This window comes from Porphyrobacter sp. HT-58-2 (assembly GCF_002952215.1).
GTDB lineage: Bacteria > Pseudomonadota > Alphaproteobacteria > Sphingomonadales > Sphingomonadaceae > Erythrobacter.
On the sequence record NZ_CP022600.1, the window covers coordinates 1,072,950 to 1,092,812 of the forward strand.

Sequence of the window (19,863 nt, forward strand, 5' to 3'; positions counted from 1 at the left end):
CATGACCGCCATTGCCGAGCCCCGTCCCGGCACCACCCTGCCGCCCCACCGGATCGTCTGGGTCGGCGGACTGATGCTGCTTGCGCTCTATGCGGCGCTATGGGCGCTCGTGCCAGCCGATCCGGCGCTGCTGGCGAAGCTGTGGTTTCTCCCCGGCGTCGGGGTAATCGGCGCGATCATCGCCAACACCTCGGGGACGGGTGGGGGCGTGGTGTTCGTGCCGGTGTTCAACGCCCTGCGTGAGTTGGGGGTGATGAACCTCTCGCCGCTCGCCGTGGTCGGCGTGTCGATGGGCATCCAGAGCTTCGGCATGACGATGGGGAGCCTGCGCTGGACCGACCGGCTGCTGCACCAGCCTGAGCCCGGCCCGCTGGAAGCGCAGGTGCGGCTCAGGGACTTTGCCACCGTGGTGCTCGCCGTGCTGGCGCTCTCGCTCCCGGCGATGCTGGCGACCCAGCGCCTGACCGCCTTCGATCAGCAGGATGTGCTCTATGCCTACAAGGGCTTTTCGATCCTGCTCGGCACTGCGCTGATCGTGGCGACCTGGACCTTCAACGCCGCCCGGCCCGAACGCACGCAGCTGGCGCGCATCGACCTTGCCGTGCTGCTCGCGCTGGCGATCCCCGGGGGCGCGATCACCGCGCTGTTCTCGGTCGGGATGGGGGAACTGGTCGCGCTCTACCTGTTCATCCGTCACTACCCCGTGCTGCTATGCACCGGGGCGGCCTGCGTGATTTCGGCCGTCAGCTGCCTTGTGGGCGTGGTGTGGCATATCGGCGCGGGCACGGTGCAGTGGGAGGTGGTGCTGCTCGCCGCGCCCGCGGCGGTGCTGGGGGGATTTCTCGCCCGGCCGGTGGCGCTGTGGCTGGGGGCGAAACGATTGAAGACGCTCGACGGCAGCTGGATCGTGCTCTCGGCGCTCTATTTGCTGTGGCTGAACACGCGCTAGGGCATTTCGCCCGATTGACGCGGTGCAGCAATATGGGCAGGGCGGGGGCGTCTTCTGCGCGTGAAGTGATTCTCGTGCGGGCAGACGAGCGGGAGAGCCCGATGCCTTCGCAAGAAGGCAAAGGCGCCGAAGGAGCAACCGCCCCGGAAACTCTCAGGCCACCGGACCGCTCGGCTGCATGACACTCTGGAAAGCGCCTCCGGCTTCGTGCTGGCGGCCACCGAAGGGGAGGCTGGCCGCCTGCGGCTCGCCGAAGCTCTCAGGTCACCCGACAGAGGGGGCAGTTTTGCGGCGGCGCGCCTGCGTCGTCGGACTGCCGTATTCTGTTCCGGAAGGCCCTTGATGAGCGACCACGACACTGAAGACACCGTCGAAGACCTGCCGCTCGACGCGCTGCCGCTTGATGCCTGGCACCGGGCGCGAGGCGCGCGGATGGTGCCGTTTGCGGGCTACGAGATGCCGATCCAGTATGAGGGGATCGTCGCTGAGCATACCTGGACGCGCGAGAACGCGGGCCTGTTCGATGTGTCGCACATGGGGCAGCTGCTGCTGTCCGGCGCTGATCTCGATGCCGCTGTGGAAGCCGTGCTGCCGATCGACCTTTCGACGCTGAAATCCGGCGCGCAGCGTTACTCGCTGCTGCTGGATGAGGACGGCGGCGTGCTGGACGACCTGATGGTGTCACGGCTGGATGACGGCTCGCTCTATCTCGTGGTCAACGGTGCGACCAAGTGGGACGATATCGGCACGCTGCGTGAAGCGCTGCCTGATGACATCACTCTCAATCACCTCGACGAGCACGCGTTGCTGGCGCTGCAAGGCCCGAAGGCAGCCGAAGCGCTCGCGCGCCATGTGCCGGACGTTGCGGCGCTGACCTTCATGAAATTCGGCCAGTTCACGCTTGCAGGCCATCCGGTGCAGATCGCCCGGGCGGGCTATACCGGCGAGGACGGGTTCGAAATCTCGCTCCCCGCCGAGGCCGCTGCCGAGATTGCCGATCTGCTGTGCGCCGAGCCGGAAGTGAAGCCCATTGGCCTTGGCGCACGCGATTCGCTCAGGCTGGAGGCGGGACTGCCGCTCTACGGCCATGACCTCTCCCCCGAAACCAGCCCCATCGAGGCAGGACTGGTCTTCGGCATCAACAAGCGCCGCCGCACGGAAGGCGGCTTCCCCGGTGCGACACGCATCAACCGCGAGATTGTGGAGGGAACGCAGCGCAAGTGGGTCGGCCTCAAGCTGGAAGGCCGCCTCCCGGCGCGCGAGGGTGCTGAGGTGTTCAGCGGCTCCGAGAAGATCGGCACCGTCACCAGCGGCGGCTTCTCGCCCACCCTGCAGGCGCCCATCGCCATGGCCTATGTCGCTTCGCAATACGCCGCCGTTGGCACCCAGATCGAGGTGGAAGTGCGGGGCAAGCGCCTCGCCGCCACCGTGAGCCCCACGCCTTTCGTACCCCACCGCTATTTCCGAGGGAGCTGAACCATGCGCTATTTCACCGATGAACATGAATGGATCGACGTTGCGGGCGATATCGCGACGGTCGGGATCACCGATTACGCGCAGGGCCAGCTCGGCGACATCGTATTTGTCGAACTGCCCGCCGTCGGCACCGCCGTGCAGAAAGGCAAGGACGCCGCCGTGGTCGAGAGCGTCAAGGCTGCCTCCGACGTCTATGCGCCGATCGACGGCGAAGTGACCGAGACCAACGGTGCGCTGGAAGAAGACCCCGCGCTGGTCAACACCGCGCCCGAGGGTGAGGGCTGGTTCTTCAAGATGACCATCGCCGATGCCGCCCAGCTCGAAGGGCTGATGGACGAGACCGCCTACAAGGACTTCGTCGCCTCGCTCTGATCCGCCAGGCTCCTCTTTCCTCTCCAATCCTCAGGGTGAAACCCGATGCGCTACCTTCCTCTCACTGACACCGACCGGCAGGCGATGCTGGCGAAAATCGGCGCTTCGAACATCGACGATCTGTTCGTCGACGTGCCCGAAGTCGCCCGCCTGAACGGCCCAATCCACGGGTTGCCGATGCATGCGAGCGAGATGGCGGTGGAACGCCACATGAAGGCACTCGCGGCGAAGAACCTCGTGGCGGGCGAAGTGCCGTTCTTCCTCGGCGCGGGGGCTTACCGGCATCATGTCCCCGCCAGCGTTGACACCATCATCCAGCGCGGCGAGTTCCTGACCGCCTACACGCCCTATCAGCCGGAAATCGCGCAGGGCACCTTGCAGGTGCTGTTCGAGTTCCAGACGCAGGTCGCGCGGCTTTATGGCTGCGCGGTGGCGAACGCCTCGCTCTATGACGGCTCGACCGCGTGCTGGGAGGCCGTCGCCATGGCCACCCGCGTCACCCGCCGCAAGCGCGCCGTGCTGTCGGGCGCGCTGCATCCCCACTATGCGCAGGTGGTGAAGACCATGGCGCATTTCACCGGCGACACCATCGCCGACGCGCTCCCGGCGATCACCGCCGAGCCGGATCTTGACGGGTTGATTGCCCGCATTGACGACGAGACCGCCTGCGTCGTGGTGCAATATCCCGACATTCTGGGCCGCATCAGCGACCTGACCCCGGTCGCCGAAGCCGCCCATGCCAAGGGCGCGCTGCTGGTGGTGGTGAACACCGAACCCGTGGCACTGGGCGCGATCAAATCGCCCGGCGAGATGGGCGCGGATATCGTGGTGGGCGAGGGCCAGTCACTGGGCGTCGGCCTGCAATTCGGCGGGCCTTACCTCGGCCTGTTCGCCGTGCGCGATCCCAAGCATGTGCGCCAGATGCCCGGCCGGCTGTGCGGCGAGACCACGGACGCGGAGGGCAAGCGCGGCTTCGTGCTGACGCTCTCGACCCGCGAACAGCACATCCGCCGTGAAAAGGCGACCAGCAACATCTGCACCAATTCCGGCCTGTGCGCACTGGCCTTCACCGTCCACATGACCCTGCTGGGCGAAAAGGGCCTGCGCCAACTGGCGGCGGAAAACCACCGTTTGGCCTGCCTTGCGGCGGATCGTCTGGCCAAGGTGCCGGGCGTCGAAGTGCTCAACAATGCCTTCTTCAACGAATTCACCCTCATGCTCGGCGGCAAGCCTGCGCGCCAGATCGTGCGCGATCTGGCCGACCGCGGCGTGCTTGGCGGGGTGTCGCTCGGGCGGCTTTATCCGGGGGTCGAGGCGCTGGAGCACGCGCTGCTCGTCGCCGTAACCGAGACCACCACTGAAGAAGACATCGAGCGCCTCGCGCAGGAGCTGGAAGCCAGCATAGCCACCTCTATTCAGGAGACCGTGTGATGAACGCCCCCAACAAGAGCGGCTGGAAGCCGGAGATGACGTTGGCTGAGGACGGTTTCCATGGCGGGCCGGCGACCACCACCGGCAACCGCGCGCTGATGCTGGAAGAGCCGCTGCTGTTCGAAATCGGCCGCGCCGATGTGACCGGTGTGGATCTGCCCCCGGTCGATCCCGCCGCCCCGACCCGTCTCGGCGGCCTCGCCCGCAGCGAAGCCATCGGCCTCGTCGGTCTGACCGAGCCGGAGACTGTGCGCCATTACACGCGCCTCAGCCGCCAGAATTACGGGATTGATCTCGGCTTCTTCCCGCTCGGCAGTTGCACGATGAAGCACAACCCGCGCCTCAACGAGAAGATGGCGCGGCTGCCCGGCTTTGCCGACATCCACCCGCTTGCGCCCCAGAACGCGGTGCAGGGCGCGCTTGAGGTGATCCACCAGCTCGGTGAATGGCTCTGCACGCTCACCGGCATGCCTGCCGTCGCCATGAGCCCCAAGGCCGGCGCGCATGGCGAATTGTGCGGCATCCTCGCGATCCGCGCCGCCCACGAGGCCCGCGGTGACGCGCGCGAAGTGGTGCTGGTGCCGGAAAGTGCCCACGGCACCAACCCCGCCACCGCCGCCTTCGCCAATTACCGGGTCGAGGATATCCCCGCGACGCCCGAAGGCCGGGTCGATGTGGCGGCGCTGAAGGCGCGGCTTGGGCCCGATGTGGCGGCGGTGATGATCACCAACCCCAACACCTGCGGGTTGTTCGAAAAGGACTTCCGCGAAATCGCCGATGCGGTCCACGCCGCGGGCGGATACGTCTATTGCGACGGGGCCAACTTCAACGCCATCGTCGGCAAGGTGCGCCCCGGCGACCTTGGCGTCGATGCCATGCACATCAACCTCCACAAGACCTTCTCCACCCCGCACGGCGGCGGCGGGCCGGGTTCTGGGCCGGTGGTGCTGTCCGAAGCCCTCGCGCCCTTCGCCCCGCTGCCCTTTGTGCGTCGCGACGGCGACGGTACATTCTACCTTGTCGAGGAAGAAAACCGCGAGGAACGGGGCCCAAGCTTTGGCCGCATGACCGCCTTCCACGGCCAGATGGGGATGTTCACCCGCGCGCTGACCTACATGCTCAGCCACGGTGCGGACGGGCTGAAGCAGGTGGCCGAGGATGCGGTGCTCAACGCCAATTACATCCTGCGCTCGATGGAAGACATCCTCCACGCGCCCTTCGCCGCCAGCGGCCCGTGCATGCATGAGGCGCTGTTCGGTGACAAGGACTTCACCAATGGCCTGTCCACGCTGGACGTCGCCAAGGGCCTGATCGACGAGGGCTATCACCCGATGACGGTGTACTTCCCGCTGGTGGTTCACGGCGCGATGCTGGTCGAACCGACCGAGACGGAAAGCAAGGCGGCGATCGACCAGTTCATCACCGCCTTCCGCGCCGTGGCGACCCGCGCGCTGGCGGGCGACGAAGGCCTCAAGCAGGCGCCCTATTACGCACCGCGGCGGCGGCTCGATGAAACCGCAGCGGCGCGAAAGCCCAAGCTTGCTTACGAGGGGTGAGCTGCCTTTCCCCTCCCCTTGGCGAGGGGTTGGGGTGGGGGGCGAAGGCGAAGCCGACGGCTCCACGCCAGCGGCCTCGCCCCACCCCCGGCCCCTCCCTGAAGGGAGGGGAGACTAGCGTTCAGGAGAGGCGGGCCGCGTGTCTGCCCCTTCGTCTTTCGTGTCATCAACCACGACTATGCGGAACTGCTTGAGATTCATGATCGCAAGATAGAAGCCGACCACCGCCAATACGCTTGATCCGAGCACGGCAAAGCCTGCGCCCTGCGCGCCCTTCCAGTCGATCGCCATCTCCAGCATCAGAAGCGCAAGGATTGTCGGGAACAGGCGGACGAGGAAGGCGACGTGCGCCTTGCCCGCCGAAATAAGCAGGCTCTCAAGGCTCGCGCCCACCAGCTCCACCGCTCCTGCAATGCTCAGGATGATCATCGCCCAATAGAAGCCGGTGAATTCCTCTCCCGCAATCAGCGCAAGTCCTTCGCGGCCGAACAGGATCGCAGTGATCACCGCCGTCACCCCGGCCATTGCTGCGATGTTGGCCATGCGCCGCGCCATCTCCACCGCACCGTCGCGAGATTGCACCAGTTCGGGCAGGATCGCCTTTGAGATCGTCTGCGCCAGCGCGATCAGCGCGACGCCCAACTGGTTGGCGATGCGGAAACCGCCCGCCAGATAGGCCCCGCCGAAGGTACCGACCAGCAGGATCATCACCTGCTTGCCCGCCACCGCAAGGCTGCCCGACATGTTGGTGGACAGCACGAATTTCCACGCATCCTTGTGGCGGGAGGGAATGGCGCGCAGGCTGATCGACGTAAGGCTGACCGGCTGGACGCGCGCGGCGACCACCCACAGGGCAAAGGCCGTGGCCACTTCCGATGCAGCAAAAGCAAGGATGAAGCCGGTCACATCGGGCATGAACAGCCACGCCAGAACCGCACCGCTCGCCCGGATCACCGGCTGCACAGCCTCGGCCCCGGTCGCCTTGCCATATTCCGAATGGAGCCGCAGCATCCCTGTCGGGGTGGTGCGGATCGTTACCAGCGAAATGACGCAATACCAGAAGGTCAGCCACAAGAGGTCGGGCGGCACATCCAGCCACAGATGGGCCGTCAGCACCAGCACTGCCGAGGCAAGCGTACCGACCGCCATCGAGAGGAAGTCCAGCGCCACCGCAAACCCGGTCGCCTCGCGCGCGCGCTCGATATCGACGCCGGGCCTGTCGGGATCGGCGCCCCAGCGCACGATGAACTGCCAGGTCTGAAAGCTGGAAAAGCCGGTGATCGCCTGTCCCAGGGCAATGATCAATGCAAAGTGGCCAAAGCCATCCGTGCCGAGCGTGCGGGCGGCAATGGCCAGGTAGACAAGGCTCAGCACCGCGTTGAATCCGCGCCCACCGAGCAGCCAGCCCATATTGGCAAAGACCCGCTTCATGCGTGTGTCAGCTCAGGATGCCGGCCGGAAGACATTTACCATAGGGCGCTGGCCTTAGCCGCAAAGCGCAGGCCTAGCCAAGCCGCGATAGCGCAGGAAATGCAACAAATGCGGCAGGGCGCATGACCCTGCCGCCTGAAGCGCGCTGTCTCACCCCATCGTCGGAATGACAAAGGCGTTGCTGCCGTCTCCGCCGCCGTCGGGCCAGCGCTGGGTGATCTTCTTGTTTTTGGTCCAGAACCTGAGGCCCTCGACACCATACTGGTCGATGTCGCCAAAGCCCGAACGCTTCCATCCGCCGAAGGAGTGATAGGCGACCGGCACCGGGATCGGCACGTTGATCCCGACCATCCCGACATTCACCCGCGCGGCGAATTCGCGCGCGGCGTGGCCGTTGCGGGTGAAGATCGCGACACCGTTGCCATACTGGTGTTCGGAGGGCAGGCGCACCGCTTCCTCGAAGTCCTTCGCGCGCACGATCTGGAGCACGGGGCCGAAGATTTCCTCCTGATAGGATTTCATCTGCGGGGTGACATGGTCGATCAGCGTCGGGCCGACGAAGAAGCCTTTCTCGTGGCCCTGCAAGGTGAAGCCTCTGCCGTCGACGACGATCTCCGCGCCCTCTTCCTCTGCGGTGCTGATCCACTGTTCGATCCGCGCCTTGTGCTCGGGTGACGACCGGGCCGTAATCCGCGTCGGGATCGTTCGAGACGCCGATGCGCAGGGCGGCGATCGACTTCAGGAGCTTCTCCTTGAGCCGCTCGGCGGTGTCCTCGCCCACCGGCACCACCACCGGCAGCGCCATGCACCGCTCCCCCGCCGAGCCGAAGGCCGCGCCGGTGAGGTCGTTGACGACCTGATCGAGATCGGCATCGGGCAGCACGATCCCGTGGTTCTTCGCGCCCCCGAAGGCCTGCACGCGCTTGTTGTTGGCCGAGCCGCGCGCGTAGATGTATTGCGCGATGTCGGAGGAACCGACGAAGCTGATCGCGGCGATATCGGGGTGGTCGATGATCGCGTCGACCATTTCCTTGTCGCCGTGGACCACCTGCAACAGGCCTTCGGGCGCGCCCGCTTCGAGAAACAGCTCTGCCAGCCGCACCGGCACGGAGGGGTCGCGCTCGGAGGGTTTGAGGATGAAGGCATTGCCCGCCGCGCAGGCCATGCCGAACATCCACATGGGGATCATCGCCGGGAAGTTGAACGGGGTGATGCCTGCCCCGATGCCGAGCGGCTGGCGCATCGAATAGACGTCGATCCCCGGCCCTGCGCCGTGGGTGTATTCGCCCTTCATGATCTGCGGCAGGCCGCAGGCATACTCGATCACTTCCAGCCCGCGCTGCACGTCGCCGCGCGCGTCGGGCACTGTCTTGCCGTGTTCGCTGGAGAGCATCTCGGCCAGCGATTGCATGTTGGCTTCGACCAGTTCCTTGAAGGCGAACATCACCCGCGCCCGGCGCTGCGGGTTGGTCGCGGCCCAAGCGGGCTGGACGCGTTTGGCCGTCTCCACCGCGCGGGCGAGCAGGGCTGCATCGCCGAGCGCAACTTCGGCCTGCACTTCGCCGGTCGAGGGGTTCCAGATGGCGTGCTTGCGGGTGGCGGTGGGGGTCTCGCCGACAATAAAGTGGTCGATCTGACGCAGGGCCTGAGTCATTGGGGGGTGTGTCTCCTGTCTCTGCCGCCCCAATGCCCCCCAAGCGGGGGTTTCGCAAGCCTTGCGGCTCCCCTCAAAAGTGCTGGCATAGGTGGGCGCGGCAGGGCAGGTTGCGCGGTGAACGAAACAGAAAAGGGTAGGCCAATGGGCAAGGCATGGCAGATGGTTGCGGCGCTGGCCGCGGCATGGAGCGCGGGCGGCGCGCTGGCGCAGGATAATTCGGCACTGTTCGTCGAGGGCAGTCTCGAACTGGCGGCCACCGGCTACACCTTCACCGAAGGCCCGGCGTGGGACGGGGCGCGGATCATCTTCAGCGACATTCCGGGCAATGCGGTCCACGTGCTGAGCCCCGGGGAGGGCGCGGCGCAGGTGCTCTACGCGCCCAGCATGAACGCCAACGGCCATACCTTCGACTTGCAAGGCCGCCTCATCAACGCCGAGCACGGCAGCGGAGCGATCACCCGCTGGACGCCGGAAGGCGGACGGCAGGTTGTCGTCGCAGCCTATGAGGGCAAGCGCCTCAACAGCCCGAACGATGTTGTGGTGCGTAGTGACGGGCTGATCCTGTTCACCGATCCGCCCTATGGCCTTGGCCAGCGCGAGAGCGAGGTGGGCTTCTCAGGCGTCTTCGCCTTCGACGAGGCTTCGAGCAAGGTGGTGCTGATCGACGACGCGCTCAGCCGCCCCAACGGCCTCGCGCTCTCGCCCGACGAGCAGGTGCTCTATGTCGGCGATACCGCGACACAGACCGTCTGGGCCTATGATCTGGCCGCCGACGGCACGGCTTCGGGCAAACGGCTGGTGGTCGATGTGACCGATGACAGCACGCCGGGGCGGGTCGATGGGGTGCGGGTCGATACTGCGGGGCGCGTGTGGTTCACTTGCCCCGGCGGGATCTGCGTGGTCGATCCGGAGAACGGCGCGGTGGTGGCGCGGCTCGCCACGCCCAAACGCGCGACCAACCTTGCGTGGGGTGGGGCTGACCTGTCCCAGCTTTACATCACTGCGCTGACCGACGTGTACCGGGTCAAGACGCGTGCGACGGGTGTGGGATCGTCGAGCCGCCAGTAACTCCCCTCCCGCAAGGGAGGGTATCATCAATCCGATGCGATCAGCGTGATCTCCGTCTGCCGCCCGTCGATATAGCGCACGCTCTCGCCGTCGAAGAAGGCGTCCTCCTCGGTTCGGAAATCCACCTTCTGGCCGCCCCATTCGGGTACCTCGGCATAGGACGTCAGTTCGATTGACCACGCCGTGTTCGCCCGGATCGGCCCGCTCCCGCGAGGGTCAGCCTTCTGGTTGTCCCAGAAGCCGATGGCTGGTCCTGCGCCATGACCATGGTGGCCGATGGGGTGGGTGTAGATCGACGGATCGAGCCCTGCCGCGATGCTGTCCGCCCGTGCGATGGCGAGCGCTTCATTGCCGGATCGCCCGACCTTGAAGGCGCGGGTCAGGAAATCCTGCACCTTGTTCGAATTGGCCAGCCCCTGCCGCAGCCCCGCAGGCGCCTCTGTCTCGCCGGGCTTCAGCACATAGGCAAGGTGCTGGGTATCGGTGTTGAGGCGCAGATAGGTGATCCCGAAATCGGTCCACAGCAGGTCGCCCGGCTGGATCACCTCCTCGCCCTCCAGCATGCCCTTCACCCCCTGCCGTTGGATCGCCACGGAAGGGTGGAACCACGGCGTCAAGCCCAGCGCCATCAGCCGGTCGCGATACCACCATTGCACTTGGCTTGCCGTGGTGACGCCGGGGGTGATGACCTTCCTTGAGAACGCCTCGCCAATCACCGCATGGGCGATGCGCACGACGGTGGGGTAGAGCTCCATCTCGGCAGGCGTGCGGGTTTCGAGCCAGCGGATCGCCAGCCCCTCGCCGCTCACCACGCGCTCGTGCAGGGCGGGGGGCAGGGCGGACATGAACCTGTCGTACTGGCTCAGCGTCATGCCGTCGGCGAACTGGTAGAGGTCTGACGAATTGATCGCGATTTTCGCCGGGTTTCTGGCCGCGATGATGTCGGCCACCGCCTGCCACTGGTCAGGCTGTTCATCCGGGTTCCAGGCGGGCGCGAACAGCCCGCCTAGGCCGTAGCGGCTGACCGTCAGCCGCTCGATGGGCTTGCCCTCGCCGGGGTCATGGAAGATCAGGATCGTCCGCCGCCGCGCGTGCATGTTCTCGGCATCGAGCATGGTGGCGACCACCGGCTCTTCGAAATATTCGCGCGCCACCAGCAGCCACAGGTCGATCCCCTCCTCGCGCATGATCTGCGGAATGAGAGTGTCGAGCCGCTCGGCAAGGATGCGGTTTTCGAGCGCCGCGCGCTCGCGTGGGGCAAGGATCGCCGGAAGGGCGGGGGCGGCGACCTCGGTGTCGCTCAGGGGCAGGGGAGCATCCGCCAGCGCCGGGCTTGCCGCCAGCGCCGCAGCCAGAATGATGCAATGCCGTCCGATCATGCCCTACCCCCTGTCCGATGCTGCCGACAGTGGCGCAGCAGACGGGCGGGATCAAGCTACTCCGATCCGTCGTCGAACCCGATGCGCTCGGCCGCGGCGCCGCTCATGATGAAGCCGATCGGGCGCTCGGTTTCTTCCTGAAGATGCGCGATCAGGCTGGCGGTGCGGGCGAGGAGCGAGATGCCCTTCAGCGCCGCCAGCGGGAACCCGGCGTCGAGCATCACCGCAGGGATCGCGCCGTTGACGTTGATCGGCAGGCTACGCCCGATGGCTTCGGGCAACACGGCTTCAATGGTGCGCAGCATGGCGATGTGGGGGCCTTCCATGCCGTGCTCCTTGGCGAGCGCCAGCAGGCGGTGGGCGCGGGGGTCGCCGCCGGAGTGCTGGGGATGGCCGAAGCCGGGGATTGCCTTCTTCTCGGCCCGCAAGGCCTTGATCGCGGCGATGGCGGTGGCGGCGGGATCAGCGCCCTCGCTGTCAGCGACCACCTGCGCGTAGAACCTGCCCGCCACTTCCGCGCTGCCCAGCACCACGCTCCCGCAGCCCAGCAGTCCTGCCGCAACCGCGCCGTGGAAGGCTTCGGGCGCGGCGGCATAGGTCATGCGGGTAGCGACGACGCTCGGCACCAGCCCGTGTTCGGCGATCGCGCACAGCACTGCGTCGGCCAGCGCCTTTTGCGGGGGAGACGGCTTGGTTCCAGTTACCAGAAGCCAGAAATAGCTAGTAAAATCGACATGGCCGATCACCTCGGAACACAGGTCGAGCCCTCGCACGGTGATGCTGGTCGCATCGGAAGTGCAGATCGAGGTGACGGCGTTGTCCTGCTTGCCGATGCGCATGGAAAGTCCTTTTCGATATTCGAAGTTGATTTCGTTATGCGAAGAATATAGTGTCTCATCTCCAACAAGGCAAGCAGATGGGATGTTCAGGATGACCGCTCGGCCCCTAGCAGGCGTTACCGTGCTCGAAATGGGCACGTTCATCACCGGCCCCGCTGCCGGGATGCTGCTCGCCGACATGGGCGCGGATGTCATCAAGGTGGAGCAACCCGGCACGGGCGATCCGTTCCGCAGCTTCAAGGGTGAACTCTACTCGCCCCACTTCCAGACCTACAACCGCAACAAGCGTTCCATCACAATCGACCCCAAGAAGGAAAGCGATCTTTTGGTGCTCGATCGGCTGGTCGAGGATGCGGACGTATTCATCCAGAACTTCCGCCCCGGCGTCGCGGACCGACTGAAGGTCGACGCGAAGCGCCTTCAGGGCATCAACCCGCGGCTGGTCTATGCCTCGATTTCTGGCTTCGGCAGCGAAGGCCCGGAACGCGATCGCCCCGCCTTCGACACCGTCGCACAGGCAGCATCCGGCTTCCTCCGCCTGCTGGTCAACCCCGAACACCCCCGCGTTGTCGGCCCTGCCATCGCCGATGCCATGACGGGTTTCTACACTGCGCTGGGCATTCTTGCGGCGCTCAATGAACGCCACACCACGGGCAGGGGACGGGTGGTCGAAACCTCGATGTTCGAGGCCATGTGCCACTTCAACCTCGACGATTTCACCCACCTGCTCTCCGCCGATCAGGTCATGGGGCCTTACAGCCGCCCGCACGTCTCGCAGAGCTATGTCTTCCAGTGTTCGGACGGTAAGTGGCTCGCGCTCCACATGTCCTCCCCGCCCAAGTTCTGGGAGAATCTCGCCACCGCGGTCGGCCAGTCCGACATGCTCAGCCTGCCCGCCTTTGAAAGCCGCGAGGCGCGGATTGCGCATTACGAGGATGTGGTCGCCTTCCTCGCCCCGATCTTCGCGCAGAAAACCCGCGCGGAATGGACCGAGACCCTGACCCGCCTCGAAGTGCCCAATTCGCCCGTCTATGACACGACCGAGGTGCTGGCGACCGAACAGGCGAGGGTGCTGGGCATCGAAGTCACCGACCCGGACGGCCCCAAGGGAGAATTCCGCACCATCCGTTTCCCCCTGTCCTTCGATGGCGAACGGATGGACAGTGTTACCGCGCCGCCCCTATTGGGGGCAGACGATGCGGCGATCCGCCGCTCCATCGAAAGGCCGGTGCATGGGATCCGCAGGGGCTGAAATCGCGAGCAAAGACCCGGAGTTCCTCTCGACGCTGGAGCGGGGCCTGCGTGTCCTGAAGGCGTTTGACGAGGATCACCCGGAAATGACCTTGTCAGAGGTCGCCGCCAAGACCGGGCTGCCCCCGGCTGTGGCGCGCCGCTGCCTGATCACGCTGGTGGAGCTGGGCTATGTCGGCCAGCACGAACGCAAGTTCCTGCTGCGCCCGGCGGTGCTGACGATCGGTTCGGCCTTCCTCGCCTCGATGCAGATCGAACAGGTGGTGCTGCCCCCCTTGCAGGCGCTGCGCGATCAGACCGGGGACAGTGCCAGCCTCGCCGTGCTTTCCGGCGCGGAGATTCTCTATGTCGCTCATGTCTCGACCGATCGGCGCTTCCGGGTGGCGGCGGGCGTCGGCACGCGGTTCCCGTTCCACGCGACGTCGCTGGGCAAGGCGCTGGCGGCGAATCTGCCCGAGGGCGAGCGTGCCGAATTGCTGGCACACGCTCCCTTCCAGCGGTTTACCGAGCGCACGGTCACCGATCTTGCGGCGATGACCGAGCGGCTCAATCTCATCGCCTCGCGCGGGTACGATTCGGCGCTGGACGAGCTGGATTACGGGATCGTTTCAGTGGCGGTGCCGATTTTCGGGCGCGGCGGACGGGTGATCGCCAGCATCAACTGCTCCACTTCGACCACCCGTATTTCGCAGGACGAACTGGTGCGCACCCGGCTGCCTTTGCTGCGCAATGCGGCGGGCGAGATCGAGGCGTCACTCAAGCGCTGGCCCGCGCTCGAAGCCAGCTTGCAGCCCTGAAATTGCCTGAAAATGGCCGCGCAAGGCCCGGCCTAAGGCCCCTCTGAGCCCGTTCTGGCGGGTGCAAGGCCCGATCTGGAGCGGGCAACGGCACCCCTGCGCCAGTGTGAAAATCCGGCCTGGCGTGGCTGCTTTGCCACATTTCAGACTTTTCGCATATCGAAGTTGACTTCGCATTGCGAATTTCCTAACCCGCCAATCGGGAGGGATCGCCAAGAAAGCGACGCGTCTGCGCGCGCACAGGGGAGAGAGTTATGAAGTTTTCGGGCATGAGCCGCACGGCCAAGGGGCAACTGGGCCGCAAGCTCGTCAGCAGCGCCGCAATCGCGGCAGCCACCATCGCCGCAGCACCGCTTGCCGCGCAGGAGGCTCCGGCCGAACCGGCCGCCGAAGATCAGGGCATTGTCGTTACCGGCCTGCGCCGCAGCGAGACCCTTCAGGATACCCCGGCGGCGATCACCGCCTTCGATTCGCAGGCGATCAGCAATGCCGGGATCGAGCGTCCGGCGGACTTCATCGCGCTGACCCCCAACGTCAACCTCGTCGAGACGCAGAACGCGGGCAATGCCTTTGTCATCATTCGCGGCATCACCCAGAACCGCAACTCCGAACCCAGCGTCGCCGTGATCGTCGACGGCGTGCAGCAGGTGAACCCGGCGCAGTTCAACCAGGAACTGTTCGACATCGAACAGATCGAAGTGCTCAAAGGCCCGCAGGGCGGCCTTTACGGACGCAACGCCATTGGCGGCGCGATCATCATCACCAGCAAGGCCCCGACCGATGAATTCGCCGGCAACATCACCGCGGGCGTCGACAATGGCTTTGGTTACTACCTGCGCGGCGGGATCAGCGGGCCGATTGCCGAGAACGTCAAGTTCCGCATCGCCGGTTCGTGGTATGACACCAACGGGTTCATCGACAACACCTTCCTCAATGAAAAGGCCGATCCGGTCGAGGACTTCTCCCTGCGCGGCAATCTGCTGATCGAGGCGAGCGACCAGCTGACCTTCGACCTGCGCGCCAGCGTCAACCAGCTGCGCACACAGGGCCTGTATTACAACATCGTGGGTGACGTGAACGACATCGCCGATGTCGTCGTCAACAACCCCGGCCAGAACGACCGCGACATCTACAACGTCGCCCTGAAGGTCGAATATGCCGGCGACAATGCCGTGCTGACCTCGATCTCGTCGTATGACACGCTCAAGGAAGTGCTCACCGGCGACGCCTTCGACTTCAAGCCGATCCCGGAAAGCTTCTTCTTCAACCTGTTCGAATTCCTGTTCGGTCCCGGCAACGGCTTCGACCTCAATCAGAGCCAGTATCTCAACGTCAAGGCGTTCAGTCAGGAAGTGCGCCTTGCCTCGCCCGAAGATGGCCGTCCGTTCAACTGGATGGTCGGCGGCTATCTGGTCGATACCACCCGCTTCATTTCGACCGGCAACATGATCGACACCGGCAACGGAGTGTTCCCGGTGTTCCGCAGCCCCTCGACCAATCCGCTCAACCCGCAGTTCAGCTTCCTGTCCGACGGGCAGGAGAACTTCGCCTGGGCGCTGTTTGCCAATGCCGGTTACGAAATTTCGCCGGAACTGCGCGTCGATGCGTCGCTGCGCTATGACCGTGACCGTCGCCGCCAGACCACGCTGACCCCGCAGGGTTTCCTGCCTAACGTGCCGGGCGTGCCGCAGGCGCAGAGCGGCGAGGTGCGCACCGCGGTGTTCGACGATTGGCAGCCCAAGATCACGCTGACCTATGAACCGAGCCCCGATGTCACGCTTTATGGTGGCTATTCGCGCGGCTTCCGTTCGGGCGGCTTCAACCAGACCGGCGTCGGTGCCGAGGCCGTCAATAATGGTATCGTCGGCGTGGGCGACATCTTCCGTGCGGAAACTGCCGATACCTTCGAAGTGGGTGCCAAGGCCCAGATTGGCCCGGTGCGTCTGGGGGCGGCGGCCTATACCACCAAGTCGGAGAACTCCTATTTCTTCGTCTTCCTCGCGCAGTCCTCGACCCAGAACCTCGGCAACATCCCCGAGACCCGGATCAACGGCTTCGAACTGGAGGCGAGCGCGGAAATCCTGCCCGATTTCGACATCAATGCCGCGATCGGCGTGACCGACAGCGAGATCAAGGCCTTCCCGGATGCATCCGTGATCGGCAATGAAGCCCCGCAGATCTCGCGCTATACCATGAACCTGGGCGCACAATATGCCGGGCCGATTTCGGACACGCTCGATGGCCTGCTGCGGATTGATTACCGCCGCATTGGCCGCACCTGGTGGGAGCCGTTCAACACCACCTCGCGCGATCCGGTTGATCTGGTCGATGCGCGGGCGGGCGTGACCTTCGATAACGGGGTGACAATCACCGCCTTCGCGCAGAACCTGTTCAACGAGATCTACAATGCCGAATTCTCGCCGGGCGGCTTCGTGTTCCGCGCCCGTCCGCGGCGTTACGGGTTCGAAGTCGGGTTCAAGTTCTAACGAAAGGCTCAGGCGATGACCAAAGTGCTGGTGCTCTACTATTCGAGCTATGGCCATATCGAGGCGATGGCTGCTGCGGTTGCCGAAGGCGCTGCCAGCGTCCCCGGCACCGAGGTCGTCGTCAAGCGCGTTCCCGAACTGGTGCCTGAAGAGGTCGCCAAGGGTGCGGGGATCAAGCTCGATCAGGCGGCCCCCCTTGCCGACCCGAACGAGCTTGCCGATTATGACGCGATCATCTTCGGCACCCCCACCCGCTTCGGCAACATGGCAGCGCAGATGCGCAACTTCCTCGACCAGACCGGCGGGCTTTGGTTCGCCAAGGCGCTGGTCGGCAAGGTGGGGAGCGTGTTCGTTTCCACCGCCAGCCAGCACGGCGGGCAGGAGACGACCATCACCTCGTTCCACACCACCTTGCTGCATCATGGCATGGTGATCGTCGGCCTGCCCTACACCTTCGAGGGCAATAGCGAGATGGGCGAGATCAGCGGCGGCACCCCCTATGGCGCCTCGACGCTGGCGGGCAATGACGGTAGCCGCATGCCGAGCGACAACGAACTCGCCGGCGCGCGTTTCCAAGGGGCGCACGTCGCGAAGATCGCTGCCAAGCTGGCTGCCTGACAATCCAAGGGACTGACGGAGAGAGCACGATGACGAAGATTCTGGCCAACCGCCTCCACCACACCGCCTATGTGACCAAGGACCTTGAGGCCACCCGCGCCTTCTACGAGGACGTGCTCGGCTTCCCGCTGATGGCGACCTATTGCGAGAAGGACGAGCTGTTCGGCAAGGAGCGCACCTATTGCCACGTGTTCTTCGAACTGGCCGATGGCAGCGCGCTCGCCTTCTTCCAGTTTGCCGACCCTGAAGATCAGGCCGAATTCGGCCCCGACATTCCCTCCAGCCCCTTCATCCACATTGCGCTGCACGTGGACAAGGACGGGCAGGACGAGCTCGCCCGCCGCATCGCCGCGGCCGGGATCACCGAGCCGCAGACCTATGTGCTGGAGCATGGCTACTGCAAATCGCTTTATGTGACGGATCCCAACGGGATGATCCTCGAATTCACCCATGATGATCCGCGCGCCGAGCCGCTGGACGCCGAGCGCCGCGCCAGCGCGCACGCCGAACTTAAGCGCTGGCTGGCCGGGGATCATCACAACAACAACCCCTTCCGCGCCGAAGAAGCGGCGTGAGGCACGGGGGGACGCGCCTGCACATGCTTGCCGCGCGCGTCCCTTCTCCGGTCGATCTGTCCTATGGCGAGGTCGTCGTTGCGGACGGCACGCTACCCATCGCCATGGCGGGCGCCATAGATTCTGGGGGCGCGCCGCTGATCCTGCTCCATGGCTGGAGCCTCGATCACCGCATGTGGGCGCCCCAGCTTGAGGGGCTGGCGGAGGACTTTTTCTGCGTTGCGCCCGACCGGCGCGGCTGTGGCCAGGCCACCGCCCCCGCTGATTTGGCGCGCGAGGCCGAGGACGTGATCGCCATCGCCGATTTCCTCGGTTTCGAGCGGTTCGCGCTGGTCGGCCTGTCGCGCGGGGCGACGGTCGCGCTCGATGTGGCGCGGCGTTACGGCGCGCGGCTGACCGGGCTGGTGGTATCCGGCGCACCGCTCCCGGCGCTGGTCCCGCGCGAGGAAGTGATCGATCTTGAACATTTCCGTGCGCTGGCCGAGGCGGGCGATCTGGAGCGCCTGCGCGCGGAATGGTCGCGTCATCCGCTGATGCAGACCCGTTCCCCCGCCGCCCGCGGGTTGATGTTCGACATCCTTGCCGATTACGATGCGCGCGATCTGATCACGCCGGGTGAGGCTCCGGGCCTCCCGCGTGAGGCCCTGGCGATGCTGGCGGTGCCGGTGCTGGCGATGACGGGCGCGCATGACACGCCCTGGCGGCGCGATTGCGCGCGGGCGCTCGCGGCAGTCGCCCCGCGCGCGCGTCATCTTGAAATCGCCGATGCGGGCCACCTCGCCAATGCCGACAACCCGGCCGCGTTCAACGCTGCCATCACGCAATTTCTTCAACCAAGGGCCAACGCATGACCACCCGCTTTGCCACCACCCATGTCGGCAGCCTGCCGCGCCCTGAGGCCCTGCTCGACCTTGTGTTCAAGCGCGAAGGCGGTGAGGCGGTGTTGGAGGCCGATTTCGCCGCGGCGGTGGAAGAGGCCACGGCCTATGTCATCCGTCGCCAGATCGAGGCGGGCATCTCCATCGTCAACGACGGTGAGCAGTCCAAGCCCAGCTACGCCACTTATATCAAGCACCGCCTGTCGGGCTTCGGGGGCGAGGCGGGGCAGTATGAATTTGCCGACCTCGAAGCCTTCCCGGGCGCCAAGGCGCAGGTGTTCGGCAACAAGGGCCGCGCCAAGCGTTCTGCCCCCGCCTGCACCGCACCGATCACCGTGATCGACATGGACGCCCCGCGTATCGACGCAGAACGCCTCGTCCGGCTGGCGAATGGCCACGCCACCTTCATGTCGGCAGCGTCCCCCGGCGTGACCGCGCTGTTCTTCCCCAACCAGTATTACGCCAGTGACGAGGAATATGTCTTCGCCCTCGCCGAAGGGCTGCGCCACGAATACGAAACCATCGCGGCCGCCGGGATCACCTTGCAGGTCGACTGCCCCGATCTCGCGATGGGCCGCCATGTGCAGTTTACCCACCTCTCCACTGAGGAGTTCCGCAAGCGCATCGGCATGAACATCGCCGCGCTGAACCATGCGCTGCAGAACATTCCGGCAGAGCAGCTGCGAATGCACCTGTGCTGGGGCAATTATCCCGGCCCGCACCACTGTGACGTGGCGCTTGATGAAATCGCGGACATCGTCTGGAGCGCCAAACCCCAGACCGTGCTGCTGGAAGGCGCGAACCCGCGCCACGCGCATGAATTCGCTTTCTTCGAGCGAAACCCCTTGCCCGACGACAAGATCCTGTGCCCCGGCATGGTCGAGCCGCAGTCGCCCTATATCGAGCACCCCGAGCTGATCGCCCAGCGCATCGGCCGCTATGCCGATCTGCTGGGAGCCGAGCGCGTGATGGCAGGCGTCGATTGCGGCTTTTCGGTCCACGCGGGCAGCAATGCGCTCGATCCCGAAATCGTCTGGGCCAAGCTCGCCGCGCTCGCCGAAGGAGCCGAGATCGCGGGCAAGCGCTACTGACGGGACAGG

At 65.5% G+C, this 19,863-nt stretch carries 16 protein-coding genes, 1 pseudogene and 1 riboswitch; of the genes and pseudogenes, 13 read left to right on the plus strand and 4 right to left on the minus strand.

All coding sequences use genetic code 11. The features are described 5' to 3' along the window. Position 1: 1 nt before the first annotated feature. The 5 genes from CHX26_RS05130 (at position 2) to gcvPB (ending at position 5,784) form a co-directional block, all read left to right on the plus strand. Complete coding sequence (locus CHX26_RS05130; protein ID WP_104941442.1) at positions 2-949, plus strand: sulfite exporter TauE/SafE family protein; 948 nt, start codon at positions 2-4, stop codon at positions 947-949. Positions 950-1,028: 79 nt separating this feature from the next. Then, positions 1,029-1,128: riboswitch (glycine riboswitch) on the plus strand. A gap of 163 nt (positions 1,129-1,291) precedes the next feature. Beyond that, positions 1,292-2,425, plus strand: a complete 1,134-nt coding sequence (gene gcvT / locus CHX26_RS05135) for a glycine cleavage system aminomethyltransferase GcvT (protein ID WP_104941443.1) — start codon at positions 1,292-1,294, stop codon at positions 2,423-2,425. A 3-nt stretch (positions 2,426-2,428) separates the two neighbouring features. Then, positions 2,429-2,797, plus strand: a complete 369-nt coding sequence (gcvH, locus tag CHX26_RS05140) for a glycine cleavage system protein GcvH (RefSeq protein WP_104941444.1) — start codon at positions 2,429-2,431, stop codon at positions 2,795-2,797. A 45-nt stretch (positions 2,798-2,842) separates the two neighbouring features. Continuing rightward, positions 2,843-4,228, plus strand: a complete 1,386-nt coding sequence (gene gcvPA, locus CHX26_RS05145) for an aminomethyl-transferring glycine dehydrogenase subunit GcvPA (RefSeq protein ID WP_104941445.1) — start codon at positions 2,843-2,845, stop codon at positions 4,226-4,228. Further along, a complete protein-coding gene (gcvPB, locus tag CHX26_RS05150) occupies positions 4,228-5,784 on the plus strand; it encodes an aminomethyl-transferring glycine dehydrogenase subunit GcvPB (RefSeq protein WP_104941446.1) in 1,557 nt (518 codons plus the stop codon). Before gcvPA ends, gcvPB begins: the two co-directional genes overlap by 1 nt. A gap of 114 nt (positions 5,785-5,898) precedes the next feature. Here gcvPB and CHX26_RS05155 read toward each other — a convergent pair whose 3' ends face one another. Together CHX26_RS05155 and CHX26_RS05160 are read right to left on the minus strand one after the other, a co-directional pair. After that, positions 5,899-7,215, minus strand: a complete 1,317-nt coding sequence (locus CHX26_RS05155) for a lipopolysaccharide biosynthesis protein (RefSeq protein WP_104941447.1) — start codon at positions 7,213-7,215, stop codon at positions 5,899-5,901. A 150-nt stretch (positions 7,216-7,365) separates the two neighbouring features. Beyond that, a pseudogene (locus tag CHX26_RS05160) lies at positions 7,366-8,857 on the minus strand (CoA-acylating methylmalonate-semialdehyde dehydrogenase). A 156-nt stretch (positions 8,858-9,013) separates the two neighbouring features. On the opposite strand from CHX26_RS05160, the gene CHX26_RS05165 reads away from it, so the two are divergent. Next, positions 9,014-9,940, plus strand: a complete 927-nt coding sequence (locus CHX26_RS05165; protein ID WP_104941448.1) for an SMP-30/gluconolactonase/LRE family protein — start codon at positions 9,014-9,016, stop codon at positions 9,938-9,940. A gap of 26 nt (positions 9,941-9,966) precedes the next feature. Here the strand turns inward: CHX26_RS05165 and CHX26_RS05170 are convergent, their stop codons facing one another. Next, on the minus strand, positions 9,967-11,319 hold the full coding sequence (locus tag CHX26_RS05170) for a M24 family metallopeptidase (RefSeq protein WP_104941449.1): 1,353 nt from the start codon (positions 11,317-11,319) through the stop codon (positions 9,967-9,969). Positions 11,320-11,375: 56 nt separating this feature from the next. Continuing rightward, positions 11,376-12,158, minus strand: coding sequence for a citryl-CoA lyase (locus CHX26_RS05175; RefSeq protein ID WP_104941450.1), 783 nt, complete (start codon positions 12,156-12,158; stop codon positions 11,376-11,378). Between the two features lie 91 nt (positions 12,159-12,249). On the opposite strand from CHX26_RS05175, the gene CHX26_RS05180 reads away from it, so the two are divergent. The 7 genes from CHX26_RS05180 (at position 12,250) to CHX26_RS05210 (ending at position 19,854) form a co-directional block, all read left to right on the plus strand. Further along, positions 12,250-13,410, plus strand: coding sequence for a CaiB/BaiF CoA transferase family protein (locus CHX26_RS05180; protein ID WP_104943276.1), 1,161 nt, complete (start codon positions 12,250-12,252; stop codon positions 13,408-13,410). Beyond that, a complete protein-coding gene (locus CHX26_RS05185) occupies positions 13,391-14,206 on the plus strand; it encodes an IclR family transcriptional regulator domain-containing protein (protein WP_104941451.1) in 816 nt (271 codons plus the stop codon). Before CHX26_RS05180 ends, CHX26_RS05185 begins: the two co-directional genes overlap by 20 nt. A gap of 254 nt (positions 14,207-14,460) precedes the next feature. Next, positions 14,461-16,692: a TonB-dependent receptor gene (locus CHX26_RS05190; protein WP_233997284.1), complete on the plus strand. Its 2,232-nt coding sequence runs from the start codon at positions 14,461-14,463 to the stop codon at positions 16,690-16,692. A gap of 15 nt (positions 16,693-16,707) precedes the next feature. Further along, positions 16,708-17,310 carry an NAD(P)H:quinone oxidoreductase gene (wrbA, locus tag CHX26_RS05195; protein ID WP_104941452.1) on the plus strand — a complete coding sequence of 201 codons (603 nt, stop codon included), beginning with the start codon at positions 16,708-16,710 and terminating at the stop codon, positions 17,308-17,310. 29 nt (positions 17,311-17,339) lie between these two features. After that, positions 17,340-17,885 carry a VOC family protein gene (locus CHX26_RS05200; protein ID WP_104941453.1) on the plus strand — a complete coding sequence of 182 codons (546 nt, stop codon included), beginning with the start codon at positions 17,340-17,342 and terminating at the stop codon, positions 17,883-17,885. Between the two features lie 23 nt (positions 17,886-17,908). After that, positions 17,909-18,736, plus strand: a complete 828-nt coding sequence (locus CHX26_RS05205; RefSeq protein ID WP_104941454.1) for an alpha/beta fold hydrolase — start codon at positions 17,909-17,911, stop codon at positions 18,734-18,736. Further along, positions 18,733-19,854, plus strand: coding sequence for a cobalamin-independent methionine synthase II family protein (locus CHX26_RS05210; protein WP_104941455.1), 1,122 nt, complete (start codon positions 18,733-18,735; stop codon positions 19,852-19,854). The genes CHX26_RS05205 and CHX26_RS05210 overlap by 4 nt, the downstream gene beginning before the upstream one ends. Positions 19,855-19,863 lie beyond the last annotated feature (9 nt).

What these genes read in the sequence shown, in the direction of transcription:
- CHX26_RS05130 (WP_104941442.1), top strand. Translation starts at nt 2, where the DNA reads ATGACCGCCATTGCCGAGCCCCGTCCCGGCACCACCCTGCCGCCCCAC.
- gcvT (WP_104941443.1), top strand. Translation starts at nt 1,292, where the DNA reads ATGAGCGACCACGACACTGAAGACACCGTCGAAGACCTGCCGCTCGAC.
- gcvH (WP_104941444.1), top strand. Translation starts at nt 2,429, where the DNA reads ATGCGCTATTTCACCGATGAACATGAATGGATCGACGTTGCGGGCGAT.
- gcvPA (WP_104941445.1), top strand. Translation starts at nt 2,843, where the DNA reads ATGCGCTACCTTCCTCTCACTGACACCGACCGGCAGGCGATGCTGGCG.
- gcvPB (WP_104941446.1), top strand. Translation starts at nt 4,228, where the DNA reads ATGAACGCCCCCAACAAGAGCGGCTGGAAGCCGGAGATGACGTTGGCT.
- CHX26_RS05155 (WP_104941447.1), bottom strand. Translation starts at nt 7,215, where the DNA reads ATGAAGCGGGTCTTTGCCAATATGGGCTGGCTGCTCGGTGGGCGCGGA.
- CHX26_RS05165 (WP_104941448.1), top strand. Translation starts at nt 9,014, where the DNA reads ATGGGCAAGGCATGGCAGATGGTTGCGGCGCTGGCCGCGGCATGGAGC.
- CHX26_RS05170 (WP_104941449.1), bottom strand. Translation starts at nt 11,319, where the DNA reads ATGATCGGACGGCATTGCATCATTCTGGCTGCGGCGCTGGCGGCAAGC.
- CHX26_RS05175 (WP_104941450.1), bottom strand. Translation starts at nt 12,158, where the DNA reads ATGCGCATCGGCAAGCAGGACAACGCCGTCACCTCGATCTGCACTTCC.
- CHX26_RS05180 (WP_104943276.1), top strand. Translation starts at nt 12,250, where the DNA reads ATGACCGCTCGGCCCCTAGCAGGCGTTACCGTGCTCGAAATGGGCACG.
- CHX26_RS05185 (WP_104941451.1), top strand. Translation starts at nt 13,391, where the DNA reads ATGGGATCCGCAGGGGCTGAAATCGCGAGCAAAGACCCGGAGTTCCTC.
- CHX26_RS05190 (WP_233997284.1), top strand. Translation starts at nt 14,461, where the DNA reads ATGAAGTTTTCGGGCATGAGCCGCACGGCCAAGGGGCAACTGGGCCGC.
- wrbA (WP_104941452.1), top strand. Translation starts at nt 16,708, where the DNA reads ATGACCAAAGTGCTGGTGCTCTACTATTCGAGCTATGGCCATATCGAG.
- CHX26_RS05200 (WP_104941453.1), top strand. Translation starts at nt 17,340, where the DNA reads ATGACGAAGATTCTGGCCAACCGCCTCCACCACACCGCCTATGTGACC.
- CHX26_RS05205 (WP_104941454.1), top strand. Translation starts at nt 17,909, where the DNA reads ATGCTTGCCGCGCGCGTCCCTTCTCCGGTCGATCTGTCCTATGGCGAG.
- CHX26_RS05210 (WP_104941455.1), top strand. Translation starts at nt 18,733, where the DNA reads ATGACCACCCGCTTTGCCACCACCCATGTCGGCAGCCTGCCGCGCCCT.